The organism is Alteromonas antoniana (assembly GCF_019249295.1).
Lineage (GTDB): Bacteria > Pseudomonadota > Gammaproteobacteria > Enterobacterales > Alteromonadaceae > Alteromonas > Alteromonas antoniana.
In genome coordinates this window covers 227262-251660 of the sequence record NZ_JAESDH010000004.1, presented here as the reverse complement: position 1 = coordinate 251660, position 24399 = coordinate 227262, and the positions used below count along the sequence as shown (strand labels likewise).

Genomic DNA, 24399 nt, shown 5'->3' with positions numbered 1-24399 from the left:
ATGCAGGATTTACAACAAACGCTGAACCAGATACTGGATTATATTAAAGGTATCTGGATAAAAAAGCGTTACGTTATGATTTGTTCGTGGCTTATCTGTCCTATTGGATTTGCCTATGTTGCCACTCTTCCTGACCAATTTGCGTCAAAAGCCACTGTTTTTGTTGATACTCGCTCAGTACTGCAGCCATTATTGAGAGGGCTGGCTATTCAGACCGACGCCAACCAGGAAATTCAGATGATGGCGAAGACGTTACTGAGTCGTTCCAATGTCGAAACGATTGCCAGAGAAAGTGACCTGGATATCAGCGTAACGTCGGATGCAGCTTTCGATAATTTAGTGAGAAAACTGGCCGACCAAATCGAATTGTCCTCCACCGGACGCGATAACATCTTTAACATTACCTACAATAACAGTAACCCTGTAATGGCACAGCGCGTTGTGCAGGAAACACTGGATTTGTTCGTAGAGGGCGCCTTGGGTAATAACCGTCGCGATACTGACACCGCCGGACGCTTTCTGGATGAACAGATAGCGGAATACGAGGCCCGATTAAGCGAAGCAGAACAGCGTCTGGCTGACTTTAAGCGTCAGTACAGTGACATTCTGCCTTTATCTGGCTCTTTCTACAGCTCGCTTCAGGATTTAAACAGCCAGTTAGAATTAACTCAACTTGAAATCAAGCAAACCCAGCAACAGGCCGATTCGCTTCGCTCTCAGTTGTCAGGTAATCGAGGCACCGATGGTTTTGGTGTGAGTAATGCCGATGAACCTGTTCTTCGGACGCGTTATGACGAGCGTATCCGCGGGCTGGAAGAGGAACTCGATCGGCTAAAATTACGCTTTACCGAAATGCACCCAGACGTGATTGAAACCAAAGCACTGTTGGACAGTTTGGAAACCGCCAGACAGCGTGAGATTGATGCATTCATGAATCAGGAAGACGGTGAAAGCAGCCAGCCATTGAATGAGCTTAATCGCGAGCTGAAGCTGGAAGTAAGCCGTCTGGAAAGTAATATCGCTTCACTGCGAGTAAAAGAGCAAAACCTACAGGGCAAGATTGCAGAACTGGAGTCCAAGGTCGACTTAATCCCACAAATCGAAGCCGAGTCTACCGCGTTAAACCGGGACTATGGAATCACCAAGCGCAAATATGAAGAGCTGCTGTCTCGCCGCGAATCCGCTGACTTATCACGTCGTGCTGATGTTTCAGCAGAAGAAATGCAGTTCAGAATTATTGAGCCGCCATTGCTTCCCACATCGCCGTCAGGACCGAACCGGGCTATTATGTATACCGCTGTACTAATATTAGGCTTTGGTGCAGGTATCGGTATTGCTTTTCTGATCAGTCAGTTAGGGCCAGTGCTAGTTAGACCAAAACAACTGCTGCAATTAACGGATTACCCAATCTGGGGCACTGTAACTCACCTGGATATTGTGAAAATCAGGAAAAAGAACAGAACGCGCGTAGCGGTTTTCGCGCTGTCTTGTGGCGCGATACTCGCAATGTATGGTGTGCTGATGGGTGCGGATATAATGAACATTGACTTAGTTGGAGGGTTAATTTAAATGAGCACCATCGAAAAAGCCCTTCAACGTAAGCGCGAAGCAGAAGCGCGTGCTAAAGCAGAAAAAGCATCAGATACTGCACAAGAGCAAGATGCCGGAGAAGTCAGCGAGCCTGTAGCGTCTGCCGAAACCAGCGCTGAGAAACCAGTGAAGTCAAAAAAAGTGACTACAGCGTCTCATGCTGACGGCGCTGCATCTACGCTGGTTCCATTTAATATTGATTTAGATAGACTTGTGAACAACGGCCACATTTCTTTACTGGGTGACCGACGCCAGATAAATGAAGAGTACCGCGAAATAAAGCGTAAACTTCTTGCTAACGCCTTTGGTCCCCTGGCAAAAACCCTGCACAACTCGAATATTATTATGGTAAGTAGCAGCCGGCCTTCGGAGGGCAAAACATTTACCGCCACTAACCTGGCCATGAGTATTGCTGCCGAGCAGGACAAAACGGTGTTGTTAGTTGATGCCGACGTACTTAAACCCAACGTATTAAATACACTGGGACTGGAGCGGCGTAAAGGACTGATGGAATATCTTACCGGTGAAGTCGAAGATATTTCGGATGTACTCTACCCCACCAATATAGACAAGTTAAAGATTATTCCAGCAGGGAAATCACACCATTTGTCTACCGAAATGCTGGCGAGCCAGAAAATGCACGAAACGGTGGATGAGTTTGCTAACCGCTACCCCGATCGTATTGTTATCTTCGATACGCCACCGCTTATTGGTATTAACGAGTCAGCCGTGTTGGCTAATTTTGCTGGTCAGGCTGTTGTAGTGGTAGAAGAGGGTCGTGCAAAACTGGCAGATATAAAGCTGGCCGTAGAGCGTCTGAACCCGAATATGGCGATTGGATTTGTGGTTAACAAGTCTACGCATACTGACAGTGAAAATTCAGGGTATTACGGTTACTACTATGCAGAGAGAGAAGCATAGTGGCATGAAACTTCTCAGCACAATAAAAACAAAAAAAACGAAAGTCGCTCTGCTGGTAGGTTTAATAGTTTCGACATCTGCACATGCTTCGCCACTGGATTTTACCGCTTCAGCAGACGCTGAAGCCATCTATCAGGACATTGCCTCAGAATCTCTCGGTCGCAGATCGCTCACTACGTTGCAGTTAACGCCAAGGGTGAGTGCTCTCTATCAGAGCAGAACCTTTAACGGGCTCTGGTCTGGCGCACTTACCCATATAGAGCGTGACAACAGCGATGTTACCCAAACTGAAGACTATGCAGAGTACCAATACTCTGCGCAGTGGGCAGCCATCGACAGACTGCTGTCGTTTCAGGCGAACGGGGCACTAAACTATCGTAATGCCAGTGCAGCAAACTTTCTCGTTAGTGACTTTCTGACAAATGGTGGCGATCTCGCAAAAACCCGGTCAAATCAGTTTGCGTCAACCCTGACCCTGGACCAGGGTGACTGGATCCGCGCTCGTGGTCAGGCCGCGTATTCAATAGTCGAGTCTGAACGCTCCGAAAACCTAAGTGGTGTGGCCCTTGACAGTGAAACCTACCGCACGCAAGGAACCTTGTACCAAGGCGATGAAGCCCGTGTGGTTTTCTGGTCTATTAATGGTGCTTACTCGCAAACAGATCGTGAAAACCGGGGAAACGGCGATTTTGTGACGCGAAGTGGTGAGGCCAAAGCGGACATCATGTTGTTCAATAACTGGGGATTTCGTGTAAGTGCAGAGCACGAAGCGAATCAGCTCTCAGACAGAACCGATACGTTCAGTCAGACTCGTGAATTCAACTCATATGGAGCTGGAATTACCTACCGTAAAAGTGATAACCGTTACATATCTCTAACAGCAAATACCAGTGATTCAGATATCGGTGAGGATGATAACGAAACCTATATCGGGCTGGATATGAAATGGGCATTCAGCAGCCGTACATCCGTCGCGGCAAGCTATGGCCGGCGTTTTTATGGTGAATCTGGCAGTTTTAATTTCAGTTATAACACTAAAAAAGTACGAAGCTCGATTTCGTACTCTGAAGACGTGACGAGCACAAGCCGCCTTCTGGCAAGCCCGGAGAACCTTGGTGTGTTTGTGTGCCCTGTGGGCTCCACCAGCATCGCTACCTGTTTTCAGCCTAACAGCCTGAATTACACGCCGGATGCCGGCGAACAACTTGTACAGTTTACCTCTCAAAACCTTGAGTTAGACGACAATATTATTCTTCGCAAAAGTACCAACGCGCAAATTGGTTATGACTTCTCTCGCCTGGCGGTAGCGTTATCGTGGCGCTATTCAGAGAATGATTACCTGGAAGAAGATCGCCTGCGCCGTACTTATGGCGGAGGTATCAATGCCAGTTGGGAACTGGGAAGTTATACCAGCCTGACAGCTGACGTAAACTACGCCAACATTGAACAACGTTCTGTAGAGTTTAATAACGGTGAATCAGAAAACTGGCGCTATTCTGTTGGAGTCTCCAGGGAAATTGGCCAGCATCTGAATGCGACGCTTAATTTCGCACTTGTCGATAAAAGCGGTGATGCGGGATTCGGCGGTGGTCAGTTTGGCAATGACTACACAGACCGCCGTATTTCTGTTGGTGTAACCTATAGTTACGAGTAATGCTCTAGCGATTTACGTAACTAACGCCAGAGTTAATTCCCTGAAATAAGTCCAATTCACAAAAAATGCCGCATTAAGCGGCATTTCATAAATCAAATAATTAAAATCGGATTTAAGACTCCTCCCCCTCATCCGACTTTAATCTCACATACGTCCGGTACTTCTTCTTAAGCAGCTTATCAATATACTGCGTCAGCTTGACCTTATGCCCGATTGCATCATCCAGCGCATCCACCAGTTCGGCCAGCATCGCCTTATAATACTCTGCATCCTGAATTTCGTTGCCGTTTGGCGTGAGTACTTTCTGAGCTGGCTTATAAGAGCCTGGCTCTTGACCTTCCTGACCTGCAGATGCGTCCGCAGAGCTCTGGCTGGCCTCTTCTACCTGCACTTTCTCAGGCTCAAACATTTCTTCTTTTACTTCATCAATTACCGCGTCTACGGCTTCTTCGGTCAGCTTTTCCAGCTCTTCAAGGAATCCGTACAATAGAATGCGGTCCATCAACGTATTAATTTTACGCGGCACGCCTCGGGTGAACTGATGAATACGGGAGAAGGCTTCTTCAGAGAATAATGAAGTGCCGTTCCAGCCAGCGTGATGCATACGGTATTCGATGTACGACTTGGTTTCATCTTCGGTCAGCGGTGCTAAGTGACAGGATGCCACGATACGCTGTCTGAACTGCTCCATGTTAGGCGCGCGCAATATCGGCTGCAGCTCTTCCTGACCCAACAGGAAGCTCTGTAACAGGGGCTTGCCCGCTTGCTGGAAGTTAGACAGCATTCGCAGTTCTTCGATGGTTTCCAGTGGCAGGTTTTGCGCCTCGTCCACCAGCAGTAACGCCCGTTTCCCCTGTTTGCTCAGGTCGAACAGGAACGTTTCTAGATCTTTGAGAATATCCGCTTTCGATTTGCCTGTGACATCAAGCTCGAATTTCGAGGCCACCATTTTGACTAACTCATCAGGTGTTAGCTTGGGTGTCACGATTTGCGCGGCCATAATGTCATCTTCAATGTCATTAAGCAGGCTGTTAGCGATAGTGGTTTTTCCTGTACCGATATCCCCGGTAATGACGATAAACCCTTCCGCCTGCGACAAGCCATACTGCAAATACGACATAGCCCGCTTATGCCATTTACTGGCGAAGAAAAACGCCGGGTCTGGCGTCAGCTGGAACGGTTTGGAGTTAAGTCCGTAATAACTTTCGTACATGAATTTACCGCTAATGCTAAAACTACGACAACGAGTTTTCTAGCTTAACGTAAAGCCCCCTTTCCCGCCATGGAAAAGACACAAAAAAGGGCGCTCTGCTGACACCCTTTGCTGGTTATGAAAACCGAAATATCAGGCCTTTTTCACATCCCGGTTAACGATTTTATCAATGATCCCGGTTGTGCTTACCCCATCCTCAAACGAGAGTACTTTCACTTCGCCACCGTTATCCATGACTTCTTTAGCGCCAGCGATAGCTTCCAGCTTATAGTCGCCGCCTTTTACCAGTACATCGGGCAGCAGCTGTGAAATCAGGCGCCGCGGCGTATCCTCTGAGAACGGCACCACCCAGTCAACCGAGCTTAGCCCTGCCAGCACCGCCATACGGCGTGATACATTGTTTACCGGGCGACCCGGCCCTTTGAGTTTGGTTACCGACGCATCGGTGTTCACCGCCACGATTAATCGATCGCCCAGTGCTGCGGCTTCTTCCAGGTAAGACACATGGCCAGCATGCAGAATATCGAAGCAGCCATTGGTCATCACGACTTTCTCGCCGCGCTCACGGGCAGACTGCAATGCGATAACCAGTTGATCCTCAGTCATCACACCGCCGTCCAGGTGCACAGACTGTTCGCCCAGCGCCATTGCCAGTTCGGTATTCGTTACCGTAGACGTACCCAGCTTACCAACCACAACGCTTGCCGCGAGGTTGGCCAATACGCAAGCCGCCTGAGTCGGTAGCCCACATGACATTGCCACCGCCAGTGTAGAGACCACCGTATCGCCAGCACCGGTCACGTCATAGACTTCTTTGGCTTTCGCCGGAAGGTGGAACTCATCCTGCCCTTGCTCAAAAAGCGTCATGCCGGCTTCAGAGCGGGTTAACAGCAGCGCATTCAGGTTCAATGATTCACGCAATTCATGCGCGTGTTTTACCAGTTCGGCTTCGTCTTTTGCCTCGCCGGTAATAGCAGTCAGCTCTGACATATTTGGGGTGATCAGCGTCGCGCCTTTGTACTTACCGAAGTCTGACCCTTTCGGGTCGACAATTACCGCTTTGCCTGCTTTCTTAGCTTTTTCAATTAACGTCTGAGGCGCTGATAAACAGCCCTTGTTGTAATCAGACAGGATCACCAGATCGGCGCTTTCCACCGCCTGCTCAAACGCGCTTTCTAACTCCGTTTTACTTACTTCGGCAAAGCTTTTTTCGAAGTCCATTCTCAGCAACTGCTGATTACGGCTCATCACGCGAAGCTTGGTGATGGTGTCCATTCCCTCAACCGGGAAAAAGCGGCAGTTAATATCAAAAGACTCCAGTTTCTGACGGAGAATTTGTGCGTTGTCATCTTTTCCGCAAAGGCCTATCAGACTTACCTGCGCCCCCAGAGAGGCCGCGTTAATTGCCACGTTGGCAGCACCACCAGGACGGTCTTCTGTATCGCTGATATTCACTACCGGCACCGGTGCTTCGGGCGAAATTCGCCCTGTACCGCCAGTCCAGTAACGGTCGAGCATCAAATCGCCGACAATGAGAATTTTTGCTTTGCTAAAATCTGGTAAAATCATAAAGATATCGCTATTTCAGGGGCTCTGAATTTTGTCGGCAAGTATAGCAGCCAACACCGATAATGAGGAACCAAACTCCTCTCGTTGGTATATCTACATTATTGAAAATCGCTTGGGTCAGTTTTACACGGGAATTACTTGTGATCCAATTCGCAGAATCGCTCAGCACAGGGGCGAAAAACCCGGTGGCGCAAAAGCGTTAAAAGGAAAAAGCCCACTGGTATTTCGCGGTGTGTTTGAGGTGGCAAACAAAAGTCAGGCGTTAAAAGCCGAATACAGAGTGAAACAACTCTCCCGTTTACAGAAACAGAAACTGCTTAAAGCAAAAACCATCTCAGATACTGACGCCGTATGGGTAAGCGATAAGTTCGCAGAACGCTGATTCGGCGCCGCGTGTGCGACACACAGCGCGATAGGTCAGCGTGAACCTCTGTTTTCAGTGAGCATTACCGTTCCCCGGGATATCGGGAAGTACACGAGCCACTGAATGAAGCAGTTTCAGAGATCAGTGAAGATGCGACCCCTGCGTATTCGCCTCTCCCTTAATGCCCCAGCACCCCATTCACAATCAGTGCAATACCAATGCTTAATGTCAGACCCAGACAAGCGACTCCCACATTATGCTGCTGGTCGACTTCCTGACGATAGTTCATCCCGTACAGGATAATTCGCTTACTCAGCATCACCGTAAGATGCAGTGATATCGCCAGCACGACACTGACAATTAGCCAGCCGGTGACGTTCGACACATATCCGGCAGGATGATAGGTAAGTAATTTGTTCGCGGCAGATACCACCAAAGCCGTACCCAGCAGGTTACCGGAATGTTCGATTGCCAGCGCCATCTGGCCTTTGCGAAGTGCGCCCTGGAAGGAGTCGTTCTGATTGTCACGTGCAAACCGGGCTTCGTAGATACGGGTCATTACCAGCAGGATGGTGAGTACCACCGTAAAGCCGGTACTAATGGCGATAATCGCATTCATATTGCTGCCGTTTACCCACAACATCATGCTGCGCAAAATGATTGCGCTGGCAATCAGACTGGCGGCATCTACCAGCGCGATACTCACGCTGCGGTCAGATATCATGGCAACGGTATCGACACGGTTTAACACCAGTTTATCGTGAGCAAAGCGGCCAAATTTCACCAGTATGATGCCGATAACCCCGAAGGTCAGCATACCGATAGCCGCATCCTGATACCCCTGCCCGACATGGCGGCCCACAACAGAGCTCAATACGATACACAGCGACAACATGCCACCGGCAATACTGATCCCAAACGCAAAGTTGTCTTTTACACCCAACTCTTCGGTCACGGTGTTTTTACGAAAGAGTCCCGTCAGCCACTTCATCAACACAAGAAGCAATAACGCCAGTGCCACATCAATGGCCAGATAAATCCACAGGTCGTTAGATAGCGGTACCAGTTTTAACAGTGCATCCACCTACATCACTCCTTAATCAGGACAACTGCACGCTGGAGTGGAGAATTGAAGTATGCCAGACTCTGCATGTCAGTTTATTTCATACGCATGCCTGTATTATGCCTACACCTACGGGAAATAACAGTTTGATTGAAGAGTACGCCGAACAATTCTGGCAACGTTTGTCTGAGTCCGCTAATGGCCAGTCATTTTCCAGTGACCAGGAAGATCTTATCCGCACCGTACTGGGTCGCTCAGAATATGTGGCCGAGCAACTTATCCGTCATCCACAATGGGTGCAGGATCTGCTTGATCACAGCGGTACCCCACTATCCTGCGAATTGATACAAAAAGAGGTAGTCGATGCCTGTGCAAAGGCAGAAACTGAAGAGGCGTTACTAAGCGCATTGAGGCTGTGCCGTAACCACTGGATGGTCGCCATTGCGTGGCGTGATTTAACGAACTCGCAAGCTATTGCAGACTCTCTCACACTGGTCTCTGCGCTGGCGGACAGTTTGATAGAGGCAGCATATCAGTGGCAGTACCAGGCGCTTTGCAATAAGCACGGTACACCGATGGGCGAGCATGGCCCACAACCAATGTTTATTCTGGCCATGGGTAAACTGGGCGGAAAGGAGCTGAACTTTTCTTCAGATATTGACCTGATATTCGCCTATCCCAACAAAGGCGAAACCGAGGGCGGGCGCAAACCGCTGGAGAACCAGCAGTTTTTCACGCGTCTGGCTCAGCGGGTAATTAGCGCACTTAATAAGATAACCGTGGATGGTCAGGTATTCAGGGTAGACATGCGTTTGCGGCCTTTCGGAGAAAGCGGCCCTCTTGCCATGCATTTTGCCGCACTGGAAGATTACTATCAGGAGCAGGGACGACACTGGGAGCGCTTCGCGATGGTAAAAGCCCGTGTCGTTAATGATACGCAATCGCCCTATTTTAACGACCTGCAGGATATTCTCCGCCCTTTCACGTTCCGACGTTATCTGGATTTCACAACCATTGATGCGCTGCGCAACATGAAGCAGTTAATCGCGACCGAAATCCGGCGCAGACGGTTATCTGACAACATAAAGCTTGGGGCCGGCGGGATCCGTGAGGTGGAGTTTTTCGCTCAGAGTTTTCAACTTATTCATGGCGGACGTGAGCCGGCTTTACAACAAAAAGGCCTTCAGGTGACGCTGGATGCGTTAGCGGAACTGGAGTTAGTAGACGACGCCAGCGTGACTGAAATGAAGCAGGATTATCTGTTTCTGAGAAAAGTCGAGCACACACTCCAGCAATGGCAGGATGAGCAAACGCAGACCCTGCCTGATGATGAGTGGGGCCAGGAAATTGTGGCCACCGTGTGTGACTTTGAAGACTACCCGGCTTTTTTACGACACCTGGATGCCGTGATGGCGCGCATTCATCATCAGTTTAATCAACTGGTGGAAGAAACCCATGAGGCACACACCGGTGAAGATGAACGATTTGCAGTGTGTCGGGATGCATGGAATCTGGATTTAGGCGATGACGAGTTCAGAGATTTACTTTCACCTCATCTGAGTAGCGACGACGCAGGCATTATTTTTACTACGCTAAATGAATTTCGGCAGCAGCTTCGCAGTTACCGCATGGGCCAGCGCGGTGAAGACACACTGAACAAGCTGATGCCGGAATTACTGTATATTTTGCTGGACTGCCATGTGGACAATACCCGGCTGGTGTTGTCACGGGTGCTGGGCGTAATCAATGCCATCACCGGGCGCACCACGTATCTGGACTTGTTGCTGGAAAACCCGGATGTATTGCGTCAGCTTATCCGGTTATGCGAACGCAGCGAATGGATTGCCACCGAGATACAGCGTTTCCCTTTGCTGTTAGACGAGCTCTTAACGCCGGTATATTTAGAGCAACAAAATACCGATATTCTTCGCAGCAAACAGGAGTACGAGCAGGATTTGCGACAGGCATTACTGCGTATTGATCCTGACGACGTTGAGCTGATGATGGACTGCTGGCGTCAGTTCAAGTTGTGCCAGCAGTTGCGTATCGCAGCCAGCGATATCAGCGGCTCTCTTCCCATTCCCAATGTCAGTGACAAGTTAACGGTACTGGCGGAGGTGTTGCTGGAAAGCGTGGTTAATTCCGCCTGGCAGCAGGTGAGTGACCGGTTTGGCGTGCCGTCACACCTTGAAGCCGGAACCCGGGGATTTGGCGTAATTGGCTACGGAAAGCTTGGCGGGTTCGAGCTGGGCTATGGTTCCGATCTCGATCTGGTTTTTCTGCATAACGCGCCCCGTCATGTGACAACCAATGGCAAAAAGGAAATCGAGGCCCAGCAGTTCTACATTAAACTGGCGCAGCGCATCATGCATTTGTTAAATACCACGACACTGTTCGGACAATTGTATGAAACTGACTTGCGTCTTCGCCCCTCAGGAAACGCGGGCCTGCTCTGCTGTCATGTTGATGGCTTTGCTGTGTATCAGCGTGAAGAAGCCTGGACCTGGGAGCATCAGGCTCTGGTCCGCGCACGGGGGATTTTAGGCGACGCTGACCTGTTGGCATCATTTAATTCGATAAGAGAAGAAATCCTCTCACAGCAGCGTGATATTAATGAACTTCGCACGCAGGTCTCTGACATGCGTCATAAAATGCGCGAGCATCTTTTGTCATCCTCTGCTGACGGCGTTGACCTTAAGCAGTGTGAAGGCGGGATCACCGATATCGAGTTCATTGTGCAATTCTGGGTGTTAGCACATTCCTCTGCCACACCGGCACTGACCGAATACACTGACAATCTTCGCATCATAGAAGCAACAAAGCACGCAGGCATTATTGCCGACACCAAGGCTACAGAGTTGCAAAACGCCTATCTCGAGCTGCGAAACCAGTACCATCAACTGACACTGGCCGACAGCAAGTATGCGCAGGACAACGATGAATTAGACGAAATCAGGCAGGTAGTATCCGGGCATTGGAAAACGGTTTTTCACAGCGATTAGCTTTTTTGTCTGACGCCATTAGCTGACTTTACTCACCTGACTGCAAGGGTGAGTAAAAACTTACTTCTGCGTTTAAAGTCCATTCATGCTGGAGACATGGTGATACACAATGCACCGGCCAAATTGACTCGACCAGTCAAAAAGCGCGATTGTAGACAGAGATAGCAAGTGGGATGAGCTAACCCGCAGAAAAAGTAATCCCCTCCTCTGCGCTTAACACTGTTTATTCGTCAGGGTACGAGATTACCTTGCGACACCTTTTTGGTGTCGCAGCACATTGCGTTTAAGCGATATTAGCTGGCTTTTACCACCGAGCAGTTTTGTTTAATAAAGTCGGTTTCTTCTGCGGTAACGACAAGAGAGCGCTGGCGCGGACAGAGATAGGCCTTCACCTCACCTTCGAAATTGCTGTCGATAGCCGTGGCAATTTTCGCCAGTGAGCCGGCGATGGTATTGTCCATCTGAAACTGATCTTTAATCACAAAATCCTGGTCCAGATCCCAGATCACCTGCATTCCTTCCTGCTGCGCGTACGCCGATATTGCTTCGCGCAATGTGTTGCCTGCACTGAACGTGCGAAACTTGTGCTCGCCAGTCCAGCGTCGGGTGACAGGACGGGTCTGACTGGACATATTTTGCAGACGTTCATCCAGTGTCTCTTCGGTGTCTCCCACGCTTAACACGAAGTCGCCAATTTCCTCTAAAATAGGATCCGTTGAAGACATGCGAAACTCGCGATAAAACTCCGACAGGCCACTGGCGACTGACTTTTCCTTGGTTTCGCCCTCTGGCACAGGCTCTGTGGCATTATCCCGCTGAAGTACGATAACAATACCCGCAATCACGATCAGTGCCAGTGCAAGACCAATATGCTTTGCCCAAAACAGTGAGCTGGAAAAGCTTTTTTTTGCCATAGGATTTACTTCCGCTACTTCAACTACAAAACAATGTCGTTATCTCTGCATGAAGTATTTTATTTTTGGTAGTGAATAGCAAGTCAAGATCCCTCACAACGCATAAGAAATCGGTTGCATCTTGCTTAGGGTCTGTTGACCTTTGCTGTACATTTTTGCAGCGAATTGTTAGTGATTTAGGCAAGGCAGCGTTCACGCCGTGTAGACACTCTACATAAGTGGACGATAACACAGCATGAATCACTAACAAACGCTGCCCGCTGGGTTCGGCTAAACGCGTTTTGCTCTTTGTTCCGCCTCATTTGCCTAGATGACTAGGCTACAATCGGCGCGCCGCGATCAAAACGCGTTTACCCCAAACAAAATTCATACAGCAAAGATCAACAGACCCTCTGGAGGATACGAATAAGTTTATGATCGCCTCCTCCTATCTTATCGCCCGGCCAGCCCGAACCTTAATCGTACAATGATGGTGAATCTGGATCGGGGCGGGTTTTAAAGCGTTTATGCATCCACAGGTAGCTCTCAGGTTGTTCCTGAATGACGGTCGCGATATGCTCGTTTAACAGCGTCAGTGCGGCTTCATCGTCCATCTCAGCGAGGTTCTCCAGTGGCGGATAAAACTTCACGTTGTAGCCACGCTTGGTGTATTGCGACGTTATCAGTATCGGCACACAGTCGCTGCGGCGAATAAACATCAGCGTCGCGGTGGTAGTGGCAGTCTCTTTCACGCCGCCAAAGGGCACAAATATGCTCTGCGCGCGCCCGTAATCCTGGTCTGGCAAGTACAAACACAGCTCTTTTTCGTTCATCGCGGCTAATAATGCTTTGGCGTTGCGCTTATGGATCATGTACTTATTCGAGCGATTGCGGCCATGATACTGCAAATAGTCCATCAACGGATTATTGTGCTTACGGTAAAACGCAATACTGGGGTGGGTGTATCCCAGCCCACGACAGGCAAACTCCAGGTTCATATTATGAAGTGCCATTCCAAACACGCCTTTGCCCTTTGCCAGGGCAGCTTCTACGTGCTCATAGCCTTCCACCACGAAGTGGCGTTTTATCCGCCATGCCGGCCACCACCATCCCATGGCAGTTTCGAATAACGCCATGCCAGTTCGGGCAACATTCTCTTTTACCAGTTTATCTTTTTCAGCTTCGGTCAGGTGCGGGTAACACAATTCAATATTCCTGCGCGCGACTTTCGCCCGTTTAGGTGCCAGTAACGCAATCAGCTTTCCCGCTCCTCTTCCGATAAAGCGGATAACCGGAAGCGGAAGCAAAATAATAACATTAAGAAGAATGACACCTAACCAGATGCCCCAGTATGAGGGGCCAAGATAGGCAAGTTTAAACTCGGGCGCTTTAATTGCTGCTGCCAAAAGAATGTCCTGCATCAAACTAATGGCGCTATTGTAACGACAGAAGACGCCGGAGACTAGGGAGGGTGCGAATTAGTCTAGGGTCGCTGAGGCACTCAGCCAGCTGACTAATCATAACGATTTTTTAATGGCCTGACGGGTTAAGTCAAAAAGTCCAATGACGAAAAGGTGCTATGCTGTAAGCCCAGCAAGTCCAGCATGTGCGCGAGTACTTGCGTATCAGAATCGCGCTGAAGCAGAGGTTCATAATGTGGGAAGGAAAGCGCTTCAATGCCAAAAGCGCCAGAAACAAACAAGCCGGCATCAACGCCGGCTCGTTGTGTTGATATGAGATCAGTATTCTTTATCGATCTGTTTTAATTTTTTCTCAAACTTTTCGTAGTGCTCACGATCTTCATAATCAAAGTGATACTGGCTGTGAAAACCAAACGATAGTTTTACCTGCGAATCTTCAATAAACAGTGTGTAGCCGTCTAGGTCGGTAAACGCGGTAATACCGTTTAAGCGATATTTATCGCCCTCTTTCTCTCCGAACTGACGAATTTTGTCAAACACCTGTAACAGGAACTTGCTGTCTAACTCATTTTTCATGAATCACGGATCCTTGTTATTTACTTTCTACTTTGTACCAGTCTGCCTCTGATTTAGATTACTCACGTCGTTGTTTCCGCATGCCGGCAATACCATTTTACTGCTCAACGGATAAGCGATAGCGAGACAGAGCGAAGAAAATTACCGCACGTGCTATTCCAGCAGAAATACACCCCGTTCCGGTGATGCTGAAAAATGCTCTGCTGCGCCGCCAACGCTACAAATCACTGTTACATTGTCTATAGCAACCTAGTGGCGCGACATAAGGGTCTGTTAACCCTAGTTAAAGTTGTAACGAAAGCCAACATTAACGACATGCGCTTTCAGATCGTTTTCACCGGCAATATAGCTGTACTCGAGACGCAACATTGAACGCAAGCCGAGATGGTAATCATAGCCCAGTCCGATGAGGCCAGCGAGACTCCCCTCATCATAGCGACACTGTGCAGCTTCCGGTACGGCTTTGCCAACACGACACACACCATCGGCAGCGATATTCTCGACACCCGCCACGTCAACGTTCATTACACCAAGCTTATAAAAAAGTTCGCCATTATAGCTGCTGGCTTTGCCCAGAAGAGCAAGGTATAACGCATCAGCTTTCATGCTCTCGGCATTTTCCTGCTCGTCAATAAGTTGCTGGTAACCTAACTCTACATACCACTGGCTGGTAAACTGATGCCCAATAGCCAGGTTGTAGGTTATACCGTCTTTGCTCTGCTGACTGAATTCGGTGTCGGCATAGCCCACGCCAAACGTACCGTACATCCTCTCTGTGGCTGAGGCTGACAAACTCAGTGCGCCTAAACATAATCCTGTGGCGACGACTGCTTTTTTCATTATTGTCCCTTATTGCAGATAATCGATTGTTATTGCGAAAATGCACTCAGAAGAAATATTCCAGCGTAAACTGAATGTGATCATCACGCCTGATGAAATAGTAAGTATCGTCTATGTCATCTGACGAGAAAAAATACCCGTCGAGGCGCCAGCGCCAGTTATCTGTCATTCGGCTGGAAGCCTCAATAAACGCACTGTAAGTGGATGTATCGTCCAAATCCTGAATAATACCGGCCAGCACCTCGGTGCCATCTATGTCATTCAGCACCCAACGCAAGCCAGCCATCAAGTCGTTTTGTCCGGTCGCAAAGTAGTTGTTCTCGCGCTCGTCGTACTGATACTCAACTAATACACCGAGATCATACTGGGTGTCGAAGACGCCCACACTGGTGCGCTCAAAGCCTGCCACAAAGGCGCCGAAGTCTTCCGACTGACCGGTTCGGTAAATCCCCTCAAACTTCAGCAACCACGCGCCCTGCACTTTCAGCAAATCAACACCCAGCTGATTAATCTGCGCGTAATACGGCAAGACTACCGGGTTTTCAGAGGTCAAATCTGGCGCGACCAACTCCGGCTCGCGAGACGTACCGTCAAACCAGCTTAATCCGACTTCCCAGGTTCCTATCGACTTCTGCCACCGCAAGGCGTAATCGATATGCTGTTCTTCATCATCAGATTCATATACCGCTCCATCAGCATCAATGGGTAATGGCGGACGCATTCGGCCATCCTGGCCAGCAAATGTGCGCTCACGAAAATAGGGCAGGACAAAAGCGGAAACGGTGCCGAAGTCACCAAAGGTGCGGAAGTTAACCATGGGCTGGCCAAGTTTATCTTCGCCGTCCACGCCCTCGACCATGTCGGTCTGGTTGATAATGTCTACGAGATGCAGTGATTCGGTCTGCCCCCAGAACACTTTGCCAATACCGACACGAGTTTCCCAGGTATCCGCAAGGTGCAGCCACTGCAACTCACGAATATCAAAATGTGAACGCTCACTATCAACATTATCGACACGGGCAAAAGGCTTGAACAACAAGCTGTCGAGACCGTCGTTCCATTCGGTGTAGACTTCCGGCTCCAGAAACGCCGACAACTGCACACGCTCCTGTCCCGGATAAGCTGCATCCTGAAAGAAATAGCGGGTGTCCACACCCGCCATCCCACTGATATCCATTTCGGCAACCGCCGATGAACTGGCAAGCGCTGCGCCTGCCATACATAAATATAACGCTCTCACGATTTAGCGTGCTCTCCGTAAACTGTTTTTATCGAAGTCAGATTCATCCAGACCCACATCAAATGTGAGTTTATGGGTAATCATTTCGGTAGACTTTTGGGTCTGAACGTTATGCATATAACTGCGTAACGGTCTCCAGTATTTGTCTTTGTAGAGAGTATAATCTTCAAACTCCAGGGTTTTAAGCAAGTCGCCTTTTTTATCGTAAAACTCGACTTTTCTTACCCGGTAGTGTTTTTTGTCCACCCATACTCGCTGTTTTGAATATCCTGAAAATTCATCCTGGGGGAACTGCTCTATCACAAAAACGTCGTCACCTTCGAACTGCTCTTCACGAATAAAGTCGTATTTATACTTTTCTACCTCGAATGAGGACATATCTTCAAAAGCGAATTCGCTGCTCATGAACGGTCCCGACTTATTTCTCGATGCAATGCGCTTAACACGCTTCAGTGCGGGTAAGTAGATCCACTGCTCATCGGGATCAAGCGCGTGAGAGACACTTAGAAACGCTGTACCACTTACGTCCCGTGGCGAATCAAAAATAGTTAACGCTTTGTCGCCGTCGTCATCGACCTCCAGCGATTTCACTCGCATTTCTCTTTCAGCAGCCTGTCCCTGTGCATTGCGAAGCACCATCGTCATGTCCGCATGACTACTGTTCCATCCTTTGTCACGTTCTTTACGCTCTTTTGCTATTCGTAAGCCCTCTTCTTCTGAAGCACTGTCAGAATACGCAAATGGAACAACGAACAAGGAACAAAGCACGGTAATCAGTAACGTGCGGGATTGTAATTTAAACATACCCATTTTCCCTCTTTATCAGCCCCTTCTTATTCAGCCATAGCAATAGCGCAGGCAGGAATGTCATATCAACAACCAGGGCGGCAACTATAATAATGACGGTAAGCAAGCCCATATCAGCATTTAAAACAAAGTCTGAAAACGTTAACACCGCAAAGCCCGCGCCCAGAACCACAGTTGTGGTAACCAGTGCTACGCCAACATTGCTGAAAACATATTCTAGCGCACTTTCAGCTGACTCACCTTTTTCGATGGCATATTGATATTTCGCCAAAAAGTGAACGGTATCATCCACAATAATACCGAGCGTCATACTCAATACTACCGAAAGCGCCATGTTGATCTCACCTGAAAGCAAAGCCCATAATCCAAAGCCGACTCCTGCAGGAATGAGATTTGTTAACAGGCTGACTATACCCAGTCGCCATGACCGCAGGGCAAATACCAGAAGAAATGAAATTAGTACCAAAGCAAGCAGTGTTCCCCACACCATGTTATTCATATTTCGCTCACCGATGTGCGCGAACATGAGGGCAGGACTTGCCGAGGTTAGCGTAAGAGAGCCGTTCGTATTTTCTTCAAACCACTGGTGAGCTCTGTTTTCAAAATCAGTAAAATCTTTACTGCCCAGATTGTTAAGTACAGTGATGATTCTGACTGAAGATTTATCTAGGCTTACCTGATTATTGATATCCAGACCGAATGGCAGTGACATTTCATACAAAAGTAAATACTGAGAGGCCAGTTCCTGAGACTCAGGCAGGACGTAATATCCGTCCTCGTCATTATTCATATTCTTATTAAGACGCTTGATGGTATCTGAAAACGACAGAACATGCTGGATGTCAGACTGCGCTTTCAACCAACGCGTAAATTCATCGAGAACCTCCAGAACCTCAGGCTTGGTTACCCCATACTCTTCGCCGGTATAAACCACAAAATCAATAGTCGACATTCCCCCCATTTTTTCTTCATGGGTATCCACGGCGATTCTGAAATCATTCGACTTATCAAAATATTTTACTACCACATCGTTTAATTCATTATTTGAAGCCAGCACAACGGACCCTAATAACAATAAACTGCTGGTAATGAGAACCAACTTATACCGACGGTTGACACCACTGCCTAATTTTTCAAGCTTACGGCTTAGATAGCTTTCTCTTACTCCCGGATTAAAGGGAAGCAACGTGAGCAGTGCAGGTAGCAGTACAACGGAGAACAGGAACGCGAGCATAACGCCCAGCGCAGTCAGATTGCCCAGATGCGCAAGAATTGGGACTGCCGAAAAGTTCAACATGAGAAAACCAATCGCCGTAGTGACACTGGTGATTGTAATTGGCTTAAGATTTTGCCGCAGGCTTTCTGCCAGGGCTTCCTGCTTTGATAATCCCGTTACCATGAGGCGGTTAGCACTTACAATAATATGAATACAGTCTGCTACAGCCAGGGTTGTCACCATCGTTGGCACATTCACTGTGGCAGTACTAAGAAAAATTCCATACCAGCCAGCCGTGCCAATAGTCACCACAATGGTACTGACAATGACCAGCATCGTTGCCAGTGAGGCAGTTAACGAACGTGTTAATAGCCATATCATGACAGCGATAATAAAGAACATAGCGGGAATAAGCGTCGTCGCATCTTTCTGAGCCGCTTCGCTGAACGCATTGTTCAAGACAGCGACACCTATCAGATAAATGTCGTGTTCCGGATGCGTTTCAAGTAACGAGGATCTGAGTTCCCTGGCCTGGCTGACAATATCTTTAACATTTTGAGTTTGATCGCCATCAGGCAATTGAAGAGTGACGTTCACTACCGCCACATCGCCTGATGTACTGACTAAACGACCATTCAACTCAGGAGAAGACTCTGCCGCCGCTTTCACCCACTGTATATGCGCTTCGCCATACTGACCTTCTCTGATTAAGTCAGTCACCACCAGATCATCATATTCAGCATAGGTATGTTGGTAATTTGCAAGGGATTCTACCCGCGTAGATAAGGGTATTTGCCAGGACGCCTCGGTCAGTGTCTGGAGAAGCTCAAAGGTAGAAGGCTGATAAACCGTTCCTGATTTGGGAACCACCATAAAGGCGATATTCTCGCTTTTATTAAAAATGTTCTGCATTTTTTCAAAAGCAACACGTTGAGGATTATCAGGCTCAAAAAAAACTTTGTAATCTCCACGGAAGTAAAGATTTTTCGCACCAAAACCGACGCTGCCGACCAAAAGCAGCGTGATCACCAAAATCACCCAAGGATTGTGGGATCCCACATGAAGCCATTGAGAGTTTCTAGTCATTCGAAACACGTCTTCCCCATCGTTAAACACACTCCTTAGGGTATATGCAAATTGCCTAAATAGCATGAGCAAAATCGAAAATCCGTTGTTATTTAAAATGATTACAGTGTTTCTACCGGCATTGCAGACTGGACTGGCAGTGCCTTTTTAACCTTCTGATAACAGATCATTTGATCTTTTCTCAAAGTTAGGTAGTATACAAATACACAACTGGTCAGATGAGCGGATGAGTTTATTATGAGTATCAGAACTAGCTTAAAAAAAGTCTTACCCCCAATTTCAGTAACCGAACAGGAAGCGCTGGACGCCGGCGATGTTTGGATTGAATCTTCTATTTATCAGGGTAAGCCCGACATGCGCGCACTGCGCGACATCCCGAAGGCGAAATTAAGTGCCGACGAACAGGCGTTCATGGATGGACCAGTCACTGAATTGTTGAGCATGATTGACGATTTCGAACTGGGTAACGGCAAACATATCCCGCAGGAGATCCTGGATTTCCTGGGCAAGAACCGTTTCTTCTCTATGATCATTCCGAAGAAATTCGGTGGTCTGGAGTTCAGCCCGTATGCTAACTCGACTATTGTTGCGACTATCGCAGCGAAAAGTGGCGCGATTGCGGTAACGGTCATGGTGCCTAACTCACTCGGTCCGGGTGAGTTGTTAATGCACTACGGTACCACCGAGCAACAAGACTACTGGTTGCCACGCCTGTCTGACGGTCGTGACATTCCTTGTTTTGCGCTTACCAGCCCGGAAGCGGGTTCGGACGCAGGTGCGATCCCTGATGCGGCCATAGTGACTAAAGGCGAATGGAACGGAGAAGAAGTGGTAGGTCTGCGTGTAAGCTGGGACAAGCGTTACATTACGCTGGCTCCTATCGCTACGGTACTGGGCCTGGCATTTAAGGTATTTGACCCTGAGCACCTACTGGGCGATAAAACCGAGCTGGGTATTACCTGTGCGCTGTTACCAAAAACGCACCCAGGCGTAGAGCTGGGCAATCGCCACGACCCAATGGGCGTACGTTTCTACAACGGAACTACCCGTGGTCAGGACGTGTTTATCCCAATGGACTTTATCATTGGCGGTCAGAAAAATATTGGTCGCGGCTGGCAAATGCTGGTGAGCTGCCTTGGCGCAGGTCGCGGTATTTCTCTTCCTGCAATGGGTGTTGCTACGGCGCAGTCTGCATTAAAAGGGACTGCTGAGTATGCCTTTATCCGTGAGCAGTTTGGTCTGCCAATCGGCCGTTTCGAAGGTATTCAGAGCAAGCTGGCTGATATCGCTGGTAAGACATTCCTGCTAGAAGCCATGCGCGTGCTGACTACAGAAGGTCTGGGCCTTGGCGTGAAACCGTCAGTGGTTACTGCTATCGCTAAATATCACATGACCGAACTGGGTCGTGATGTTATGAACTCAGCGATGGACGTGCAGGCCGGGAAAGCCATCCAGCGTGGTCCACAGAACACACTGGCTAGTGGTTACTCTGCGCTGCCAATCGCGATTACGGTGGAAGGTGCTAACATTCTTACCCGTAACCTGATGATATTCGGTCAGGGCGCGATGCGCTGTCATCCATACCTTAAAGACATGGTTGACCTGATCCACAGTGATGATTCAAGCGCGGATAAAGAATTCAATAAAGTACTGAAGAAAACCGTTAGCTTCAGCGTGAAAAATGCGTTCCGCAGTTTAGGTCAGAGCTACCTGCCATTCCTGCGCGGCTCAGAGTCTGCTTTGCCAGAAGTGCGTAAGTACGAGAAGCGCATGAACAGTATGGCGGCCAAGCTTGCTCCGCTGGCAGATTTGTCGCTGGCAGTATTAGGTGGCGACCTGAAAAAGGCTGAGCTTTTAAGTGCACGTTTAGGCGATGTAATGAGCTACCTGTACGGCGCAATGGCGGCAGTTCGTTTTTACGAGCAGCGCATTGAAGATCGCCGTCTGGCACTGCCCTACTTTGAGTATGCAATGCAATGGTCACTGCAACAGGCTGAGAAGGCGATGGTGGATTTCATCAACAACTTCCCGAATACGCCGGCACGTGGTTTGATGCGTTTGCTAACGAATACCTATTCGAACAGCATTCCTGGCATCAGCGATGACCTGGTACGTGAGTTGTCACTGGCAGCCATGCAGGACAACAGTGTGAAAGCACAGCTTACACATCTGGTTCGCCCTGTTGCGGGTGACGGTAACGACATTAACGAGCAGGCGTTTAAAGCGAAACACGCCGTTGCTCACCTGCTGAAGAAAGTGCAGAAAGCATTACGTAAAGAGCCAGTTGTGCCTTTCGTATCGTTTGAAAATGCACTTAACAAGCTTCAAGAGAAAGGCGTTATCGATGCCAAAGAAGCGGAGCTGCTGCACGATTACAACGAGAAGCGTAAGCTGGCTGTTCGTGTAGACGAGTTCACCTTCGATATGGAACTGCTTCCGGCTTCAGAGACTATGCCGTCAATGTCTGACGACGAAAAGAACGCCGCGTAAGCAAAAGCGTACAAACGGTACTATGATAAAGATAAAGGGTAAGCATGCGTGCTTACCCTTTTTTATTAGTCTTCTAAATTCGTTTTTGAATCTGGCTTTCCCACAACTGCATAGGGTTTCAGGAAACCAGAATACATAGCCATCAACGCACGATGCCGCCGGTTTACGTTTTTTACAACAACGTCTGAGTAGACGCACGTTGCGAACTGGTCAGGAAAGTTCCTGCGATGAAATTAGGGAGTTTTGACCTTTGCTGCACAGATTTGTAGCAAAGGCCAACAGACCCGGGTAAAAACAAAGAGACAGAGATTTCGCAGAGACGACAATGCCCTGCCTGAACCGAATAAACGCACAGAGTTGTTTGTGCAATGGTCTGGTTTGCGTTATTTTCTGCACATCACTAACAAAAAGATAATAGCAGTGACAACAACGCAGCAACGAGCATCCACTACACTCACACCCGCTATGCAACGTGATCTTGTTGAGATGCTCTACGGCAACGTGTTTACCGGGCTGTTAATCACCTTTATTGCTATGTCAGGCCTTGCCTTCGGTTTTTCAGAACCTGGTGACCCGGCCGAAGTCCTTGCTACCAAAAAAACGATTTGGGCCTGTATGTGCGTTGTGCTCGTGCTGCGCTTTTTAGACGCCATTTACTGGCAGTTAAAGCAACGCGGCAAAGAGTACGATCCCCGCCTTGCCAGTATTCGCTTTTCCACCGGCGCGACCATCACAACAATAATCTGGAGCAGTTACAGCTTCCTGTTATTTGATTATATGAGCACTATAGAGCTGGCTTGCACTATGGTGATTTTGTCCGCTATGGCGGGCGGCGCAGCAACAATTCTGGCCCCCTCCCGTTTGTTGGTTATTATCTACTGTACCGGCCTGTTGCTGCCAATGTCACTGTTCGCCATTCTGATGGGCACAGCAAATTTTGCATTGCTTGGATATCTGGGGATTGGCTTCTGGCTGGCGATGCTGTCCACCTCATTAAAATCCAACACCTTTTTCCGTCAAGCGGTCACTCTCAAAGCGACAAATGCAGATTTACTTTCCCAGATGGCGCAGGAAAGAAGCGAAATTGCCCGTATTAATGAAGAGCTGCTGGCGTCAAATAACAAGCTGGATAACGCTAACGCCACGCTTGAAGAGGAAGTACTTAAACGCACCGACGACATTCATCGACTCTCGAACCGCGATCCGCTTACCTCATTGATGAACCGCAGTGGCTTTTTACGCCATTTGCAAAATATGTTGAAGAAAGCACAGCAGCTGGATAATAAGCTGGCAGTACTCTTTATCGATCTGGATGGGTTCAAGCAGGTCAACGACAGTCTTGGTCATCAGGTGGGAGACCGGGTTTTAGAAGAGGTATCAAAACGTCTTACCCGCTTCTGTGAGGCAGACCATCTGGCGCGCTGGGGTGGCGACGAGTTTGTATTGCTGCTTCCCTACGCTACTGAAAATACTGCCGTAGCAGTGGCGCAGGCCGCAAGAAGCGGGATCACGATTCCGATTTCGCTGGATGAAAATACTATTAACCTTGATGCCACCATCGGTATCGCGCTGTACCCGCAACACAGCAGTGATGCCAATGAACTTATTCAGGAAGCTGACCTGACAATGTACGAGCAAAAACGTAGGGCGCGCGGCTCGGTTGGCGTATTCAGCGAAGAGTTATATGTATCGTTGCGCGAGGAACAATCCTTGCGTGATGGGCTTCGCTACGCTATCGAAAAAAATCAGCTTACTTTGCATTATCAGCCCATCCTGTACGCGGGTGAGAAAAGGATGTGGGCGGTAGAAGCACTACTGAGATGGTCGTTTGATGGTATTAATATTCCGCCCGATAAGTTTATTCCACTGGCTGAACGTACCGGGCTTATCCATGAAATCGGTACCTGGGTGCTGCATCGCGCCTGTATCGATGCATCCCAATGGCACTTTCCTGAGCCCGTCGCGGTCTCGGTGAATGTGTCGGTTATCCAGTTAATGGACGATGGTTTTATCCGCGGCCTGGACCGCGTGCTAGATAGCACAGGCCTGGCACCAGAGCGCCTGCACCTGGAGATTACCGAAAGCGTATTTGCAGAAGATACTGCTCAGGTACTTAAGCAGGTTAATGCCATTAAAGCGCGTGGCGTACAGATATCGATTGATGACTTTGGCACCGGATTTTCGTCGTTAGGCCAATTGCACTCACTGCAGTTTGATCACATCAAAATAGATCGCGCTTTCGTGCAGAAACTCGAAGAAGGCAGTGATACTATCATCCGGGCAACCTTAATGATTGCCCGAGAATTTGATTGCCGTACCGTGGCAGAGGGTATTGAGACTGCAGAAGATGCCGACCGCCTGCGCGCAATGGGGGTAGACTGTCTGCAAGGATATTATTACGCCAGACCGATGCCTGTCAGGGACCTCATCGACTGGTATACAACAGATAACTAA

Annotated in this window: 17 protein-coding genes; 7 read left to right on the top strand and 10 right to left on the bottom strand. The window is 48.7% G+C overall.

Features of this window, described 5'->3' with window-relative positions:
- Genes JKP77_RS05105 through JKP77_RS05095 form a run of 3 tightly spaced genes read left to right on the top strand, consistent with a single transcriptional unit; the run spans position 1 to position 4165 of the window.
- Positions 1-1569, top strand: a complete 1569-nt coding sequence (locus tag JKP77_RS05105; protein WP_218310118.1) for an XrtA system polysaccharide chain length determinant — start codon at positions 1-3, stop codon at positions 1567-1569.
- Complete coding sequence (locus JKP77_RS05100) at positions 1570-2511, top strand: XrtA-associated tyrosine autokinase (protein ID WP_218310117.1); 942 nt, start codon at positions 1570-1572, stop codon at positions 2509-2511.
- A 4-nt stretch (positions 2512-2515) separates the two neighbouring features.
- Positions 2516-4165: a porin family protein gene (locus tag JKP77_RS05095; RefSeq protein WP_246601077.1), complete on the top strand. Its 1650-nt coding sequence runs from the start codon at positions 2516-2518 to the stop codon at positions 4163-4165.
- 112 nt (positions 4166-4277) lie between these two features.
- Here JKP77_RS05095 and JKP77_RS05090 read toward each other — a convergent pair whose 3' ends face one another.
- Together JKP77_RS05090 and hldE are read right to left on the bottom strand one after the other, a co-directional pair.
- Complete coding sequence (locus tag JKP77_RS05090; RefSeq protein WP_218310116.1) at positions 4278-5378, bottom strand: XrtA/PEP-CTERM system-associated ATPase; 1101 nt, start codon at positions 5376-5378, stop codon at positions 4278-4280.
- Positions 5379-5510: 132 nt separating this feature from the next.
- Positions 5511-6947 (bottom strand): bifunctional D-glycero-beta-D-manno-heptose-7-phosphate kinase/D-glycero-beta-D-manno-heptose 1-phosphate adenylyltransferase HldE, encoded by a 1437-nt coding sequence (gene hldE / locus JKP77_RS05085; protein WP_218310115.1) that lies wholly within the window; start codon positions 6945-6947, stop codon positions 5511-5513.
- A 31-nt stretch (positions 6948-6978) separates the two neighbouring features.
- Here hldE and JKP77_RS05080 point away from each other — a divergent pair, with 31 nt between their 5' ends.
- Positions 6979-7329, top strand: coding sequence for a GIY-YIG nuclease family protein (locus JKP77_RS05080; RefSeq protein ID WP_218310114.1), 351 nt, complete (start codon positions 6979-6981; stop codon positions 7327-7329).
- Positions 7330-7489: 160 nt separating this feature from the next.
- Here the strand turns inward: JKP77_RS05080 and JKP77_RS05075 are convergent, their stop codons facing one another.
- Positions 7490-8395: a DUF350 domain-containing protein gene (locus JKP77_RS05075; RefSeq protein WP_218310113.1), complete on the bottom strand. Its 906-nt coding sequence runs from the start codon at positions 8393-8395 to the stop codon at positions 7490-7492.
- A 98-nt stretch (positions 8396-8493) separates the two neighbouring features.
- On the opposite strand from JKP77_RS05075, the gene glnE reads away from it, so the two are divergent.
- Positions 8494-11376, top strand: a complete 2883-nt coding sequence (gene glnE / locus JKP77_RS05070; RefSeq protein WP_218310112.1) for a bifunctional [glutamate--ammonia ligase]-adenylyl-L-tyrosine phosphorylase/[glutamate--ammonia-ligase] adenylyltransferase — start codon at positions 8494-8496, stop codon at positions 11374-11376.
- A 293-nt stretch (positions 11377-11669) separates the two neighbouring features.
- Here the strand turns inward: glnE and JKP77_RS05065 are convergent, their stop codons facing one another.
- The 7 genes from JKP77_RS05065 to JKP77_RS05035 form a co-directional block, all read right to left on the bottom strand.
- Entirely contained in the window at positions 11670-12290 is a 621-nt protein-coding gene (locus tag JKP77_RS05065; protein WP_218310111.1) for a TcpQ domain-containing protein, read from the bottom strand.
- Positions 12291-12745: 455 nt separating this feature from the next.
- The gene (gene lpxL, locus JKP77_RS05060; protein ID WP_218310110.1) at positions 12746-13675 is read right to left on the bottom strand and encodes an LpxL/LpxP family Kdo(2)-lipid IV(A) lauroyl/palmitoleoyl acyltransferase; all 930 of its coding nucleotides are present in this window, start codon (positions 13673-13675) and stop codon (positions 12746-12748) included.
- 333 nt (positions 13676-14008) lie between these two features.
- Complete coding sequence (locus JKP77_RS05055; RefSeq protein ID WP_218310109.1) at positions 14009-14266, bottom strand: DUF3081 family protein; 258 nt, start codon at positions 14264-14266, stop codon at positions 14009-14011.
- Positions 14267-14545: 279 nt separating this feature from the next.
- Positions 14546-15106 (bottom strand): outer membrane beta-barrel protein, encoded by a 561-nt coding sequence (locus JKP77_RS05050; protein ID WP_218310108.1) that lies wholly within the window; start codon positions 15104-15106, stop codon positions 14546-14548.
- Positions 15107-15152: 46 nt separating this feature from the next.
- A complete protein-coding gene (locus tag JKP77_RS05045; RefSeq protein ID WP_338024835.1) occupies positions 15153-16346 on the bottom strand; it encodes a hypothetical protein in 1194 nt (397 codons plus the stop codon).
- A 3-nt stretch (positions 16347-16349) separates the two neighbouring features.
- Positions 16350-17150, bottom strand: a complete 801-nt coding sequence (locus JKP77_RS05040) for an outer membrane lipoprotein-sorting protein (RefSeq protein WP_218310107.1) — start codon at positions 17148-17150, stop codon at positions 16350-16352.
- Positions 17143-19455 (bottom strand): efflux RND transporter permease subunit, encoded by a 2313-nt coding sequence (locus tag JKP77_RS05035; protein WP_218310106.1) that lies wholly within the window; start codon positions 19453-19455, stop codon positions 17143-17145. The genes JKP77_RS05040 and JKP77_RS05035 overlap by 8 nt, the downstream gene beginning before the upstream one ends.
- A gap of 237 nt (positions 19456-19692) precedes the next feature.
- Between JKP77_RS05035 and JKP77_RS05030 the strand changes: the two genes are divergently transcribed.
- Entirely contained in the window at positions 19693-21945 is a 2253-nt protein-coding gene (locus JKP77_RS05030) for an acyl-CoA dehydrogenase (RefSeq protein WP_218310105.1), read from the top strand.
- Between the two features lie 420 nt (positions 21946-22365).
- A complete protein-coding gene (locus JKP77_RS05025; protein ID WP_338024834.1) occupies positions 22366-24399 on the top strand; it encodes a putative bifunctional diguanylate cyclase/phosphodiesterase in 2034 nt (677 codons plus the stop codon).

What these genes read in the sequence shown, in the direction of transcription:
- glnE (WP_218310112.1), top strand. Translation starts at nt 8,494, where the DNA reads ATGCCTACACCTACGGGAAATAACAGTTTGATTGAAGAGTACGCCGAA.
- JKP77_RS05105 (WP_218310118.1), top strand. Translation starts at nt 1, where the DNA reads ATGCAGGATTTACAACAAACGCTGAACCAGATACTGGATTATATTAAA.
- JKP77_RS05035 (WP_218310106.1), bottom strand. Translation starts at nt 19,455, where the DNA reads ATGACTAGAAACTCTCAATGGCTTCATGTGGGATCCCACAATCCTTGG.
- JKP77_RS05065 (WP_218310111.1), bottom strand. Translation starts at nt 12,290, where the DNA reads ATGGCAAAAAAAAGCTTTTCCAGCTCACTGTTTTGGGCAAAGCATATT.
- JKP77_RS05095 (WP_246601077.1), top strand. Translation starts at nt 2,516, where the DNA reads ATGAAACTTCTCAGCACAATAAAAACAAAAAAAACGAAAGTCGCTCTG.
- JKP77_RS05090 (WP_218310116.1), bottom strand. Translation starts at nt 5,378, where the DNA reads ATGTACGAAAGTTATTACGGACTTAACTCCAAACCGTTCCAGCTGACG.
- JKP77_RS05055 (WP_218310109.1), bottom strand. Translation starts at nt 14,266, where the DNA reads ATGAAAAATGAGTTAGACAGCAAGTTCCTGTTACAGGTGTTTGACAAA.
- hldE (WP_218310115.1), bottom strand. Translation starts at nt 6,947, where the DNA reads ATGATTTTACCAGATTTTAGCAAAGCAAAAATTCTCATTGTCGGCGAT.
- JKP77_RS05050 (WP_218310108.1), bottom strand. Translation starts at nt 15,106, where the DNA reads ATGAAAAAAGCAGTCGTCGCCACAGGATTATGTTTAGGCGCACTGAGT.
- JKP77_RS05040 (WP_218310107.1), bottom strand. Translation starts at nt 17,150, where the DNA reads ATGTTTAAATTACAATCCCGCACGTTACTGATTACCGTGCTTTGTTCC.
- JKP77_RS05030 (WP_218310105.1), top strand. Translation starts at nt 19,693, where the DNA reads ATGAGTATCAGAACTAGCTTAAAAAAAGTCTTACCCCCAATTTCAGTA.
- JKP77_RS05100 (WP_218310117.1), top strand. Translation starts at nt 1,570, where the DNA reads ATGAGCACCATCGAAAAAGCCCTTCAACGTAAGCGCGAAGCAGAAGCG.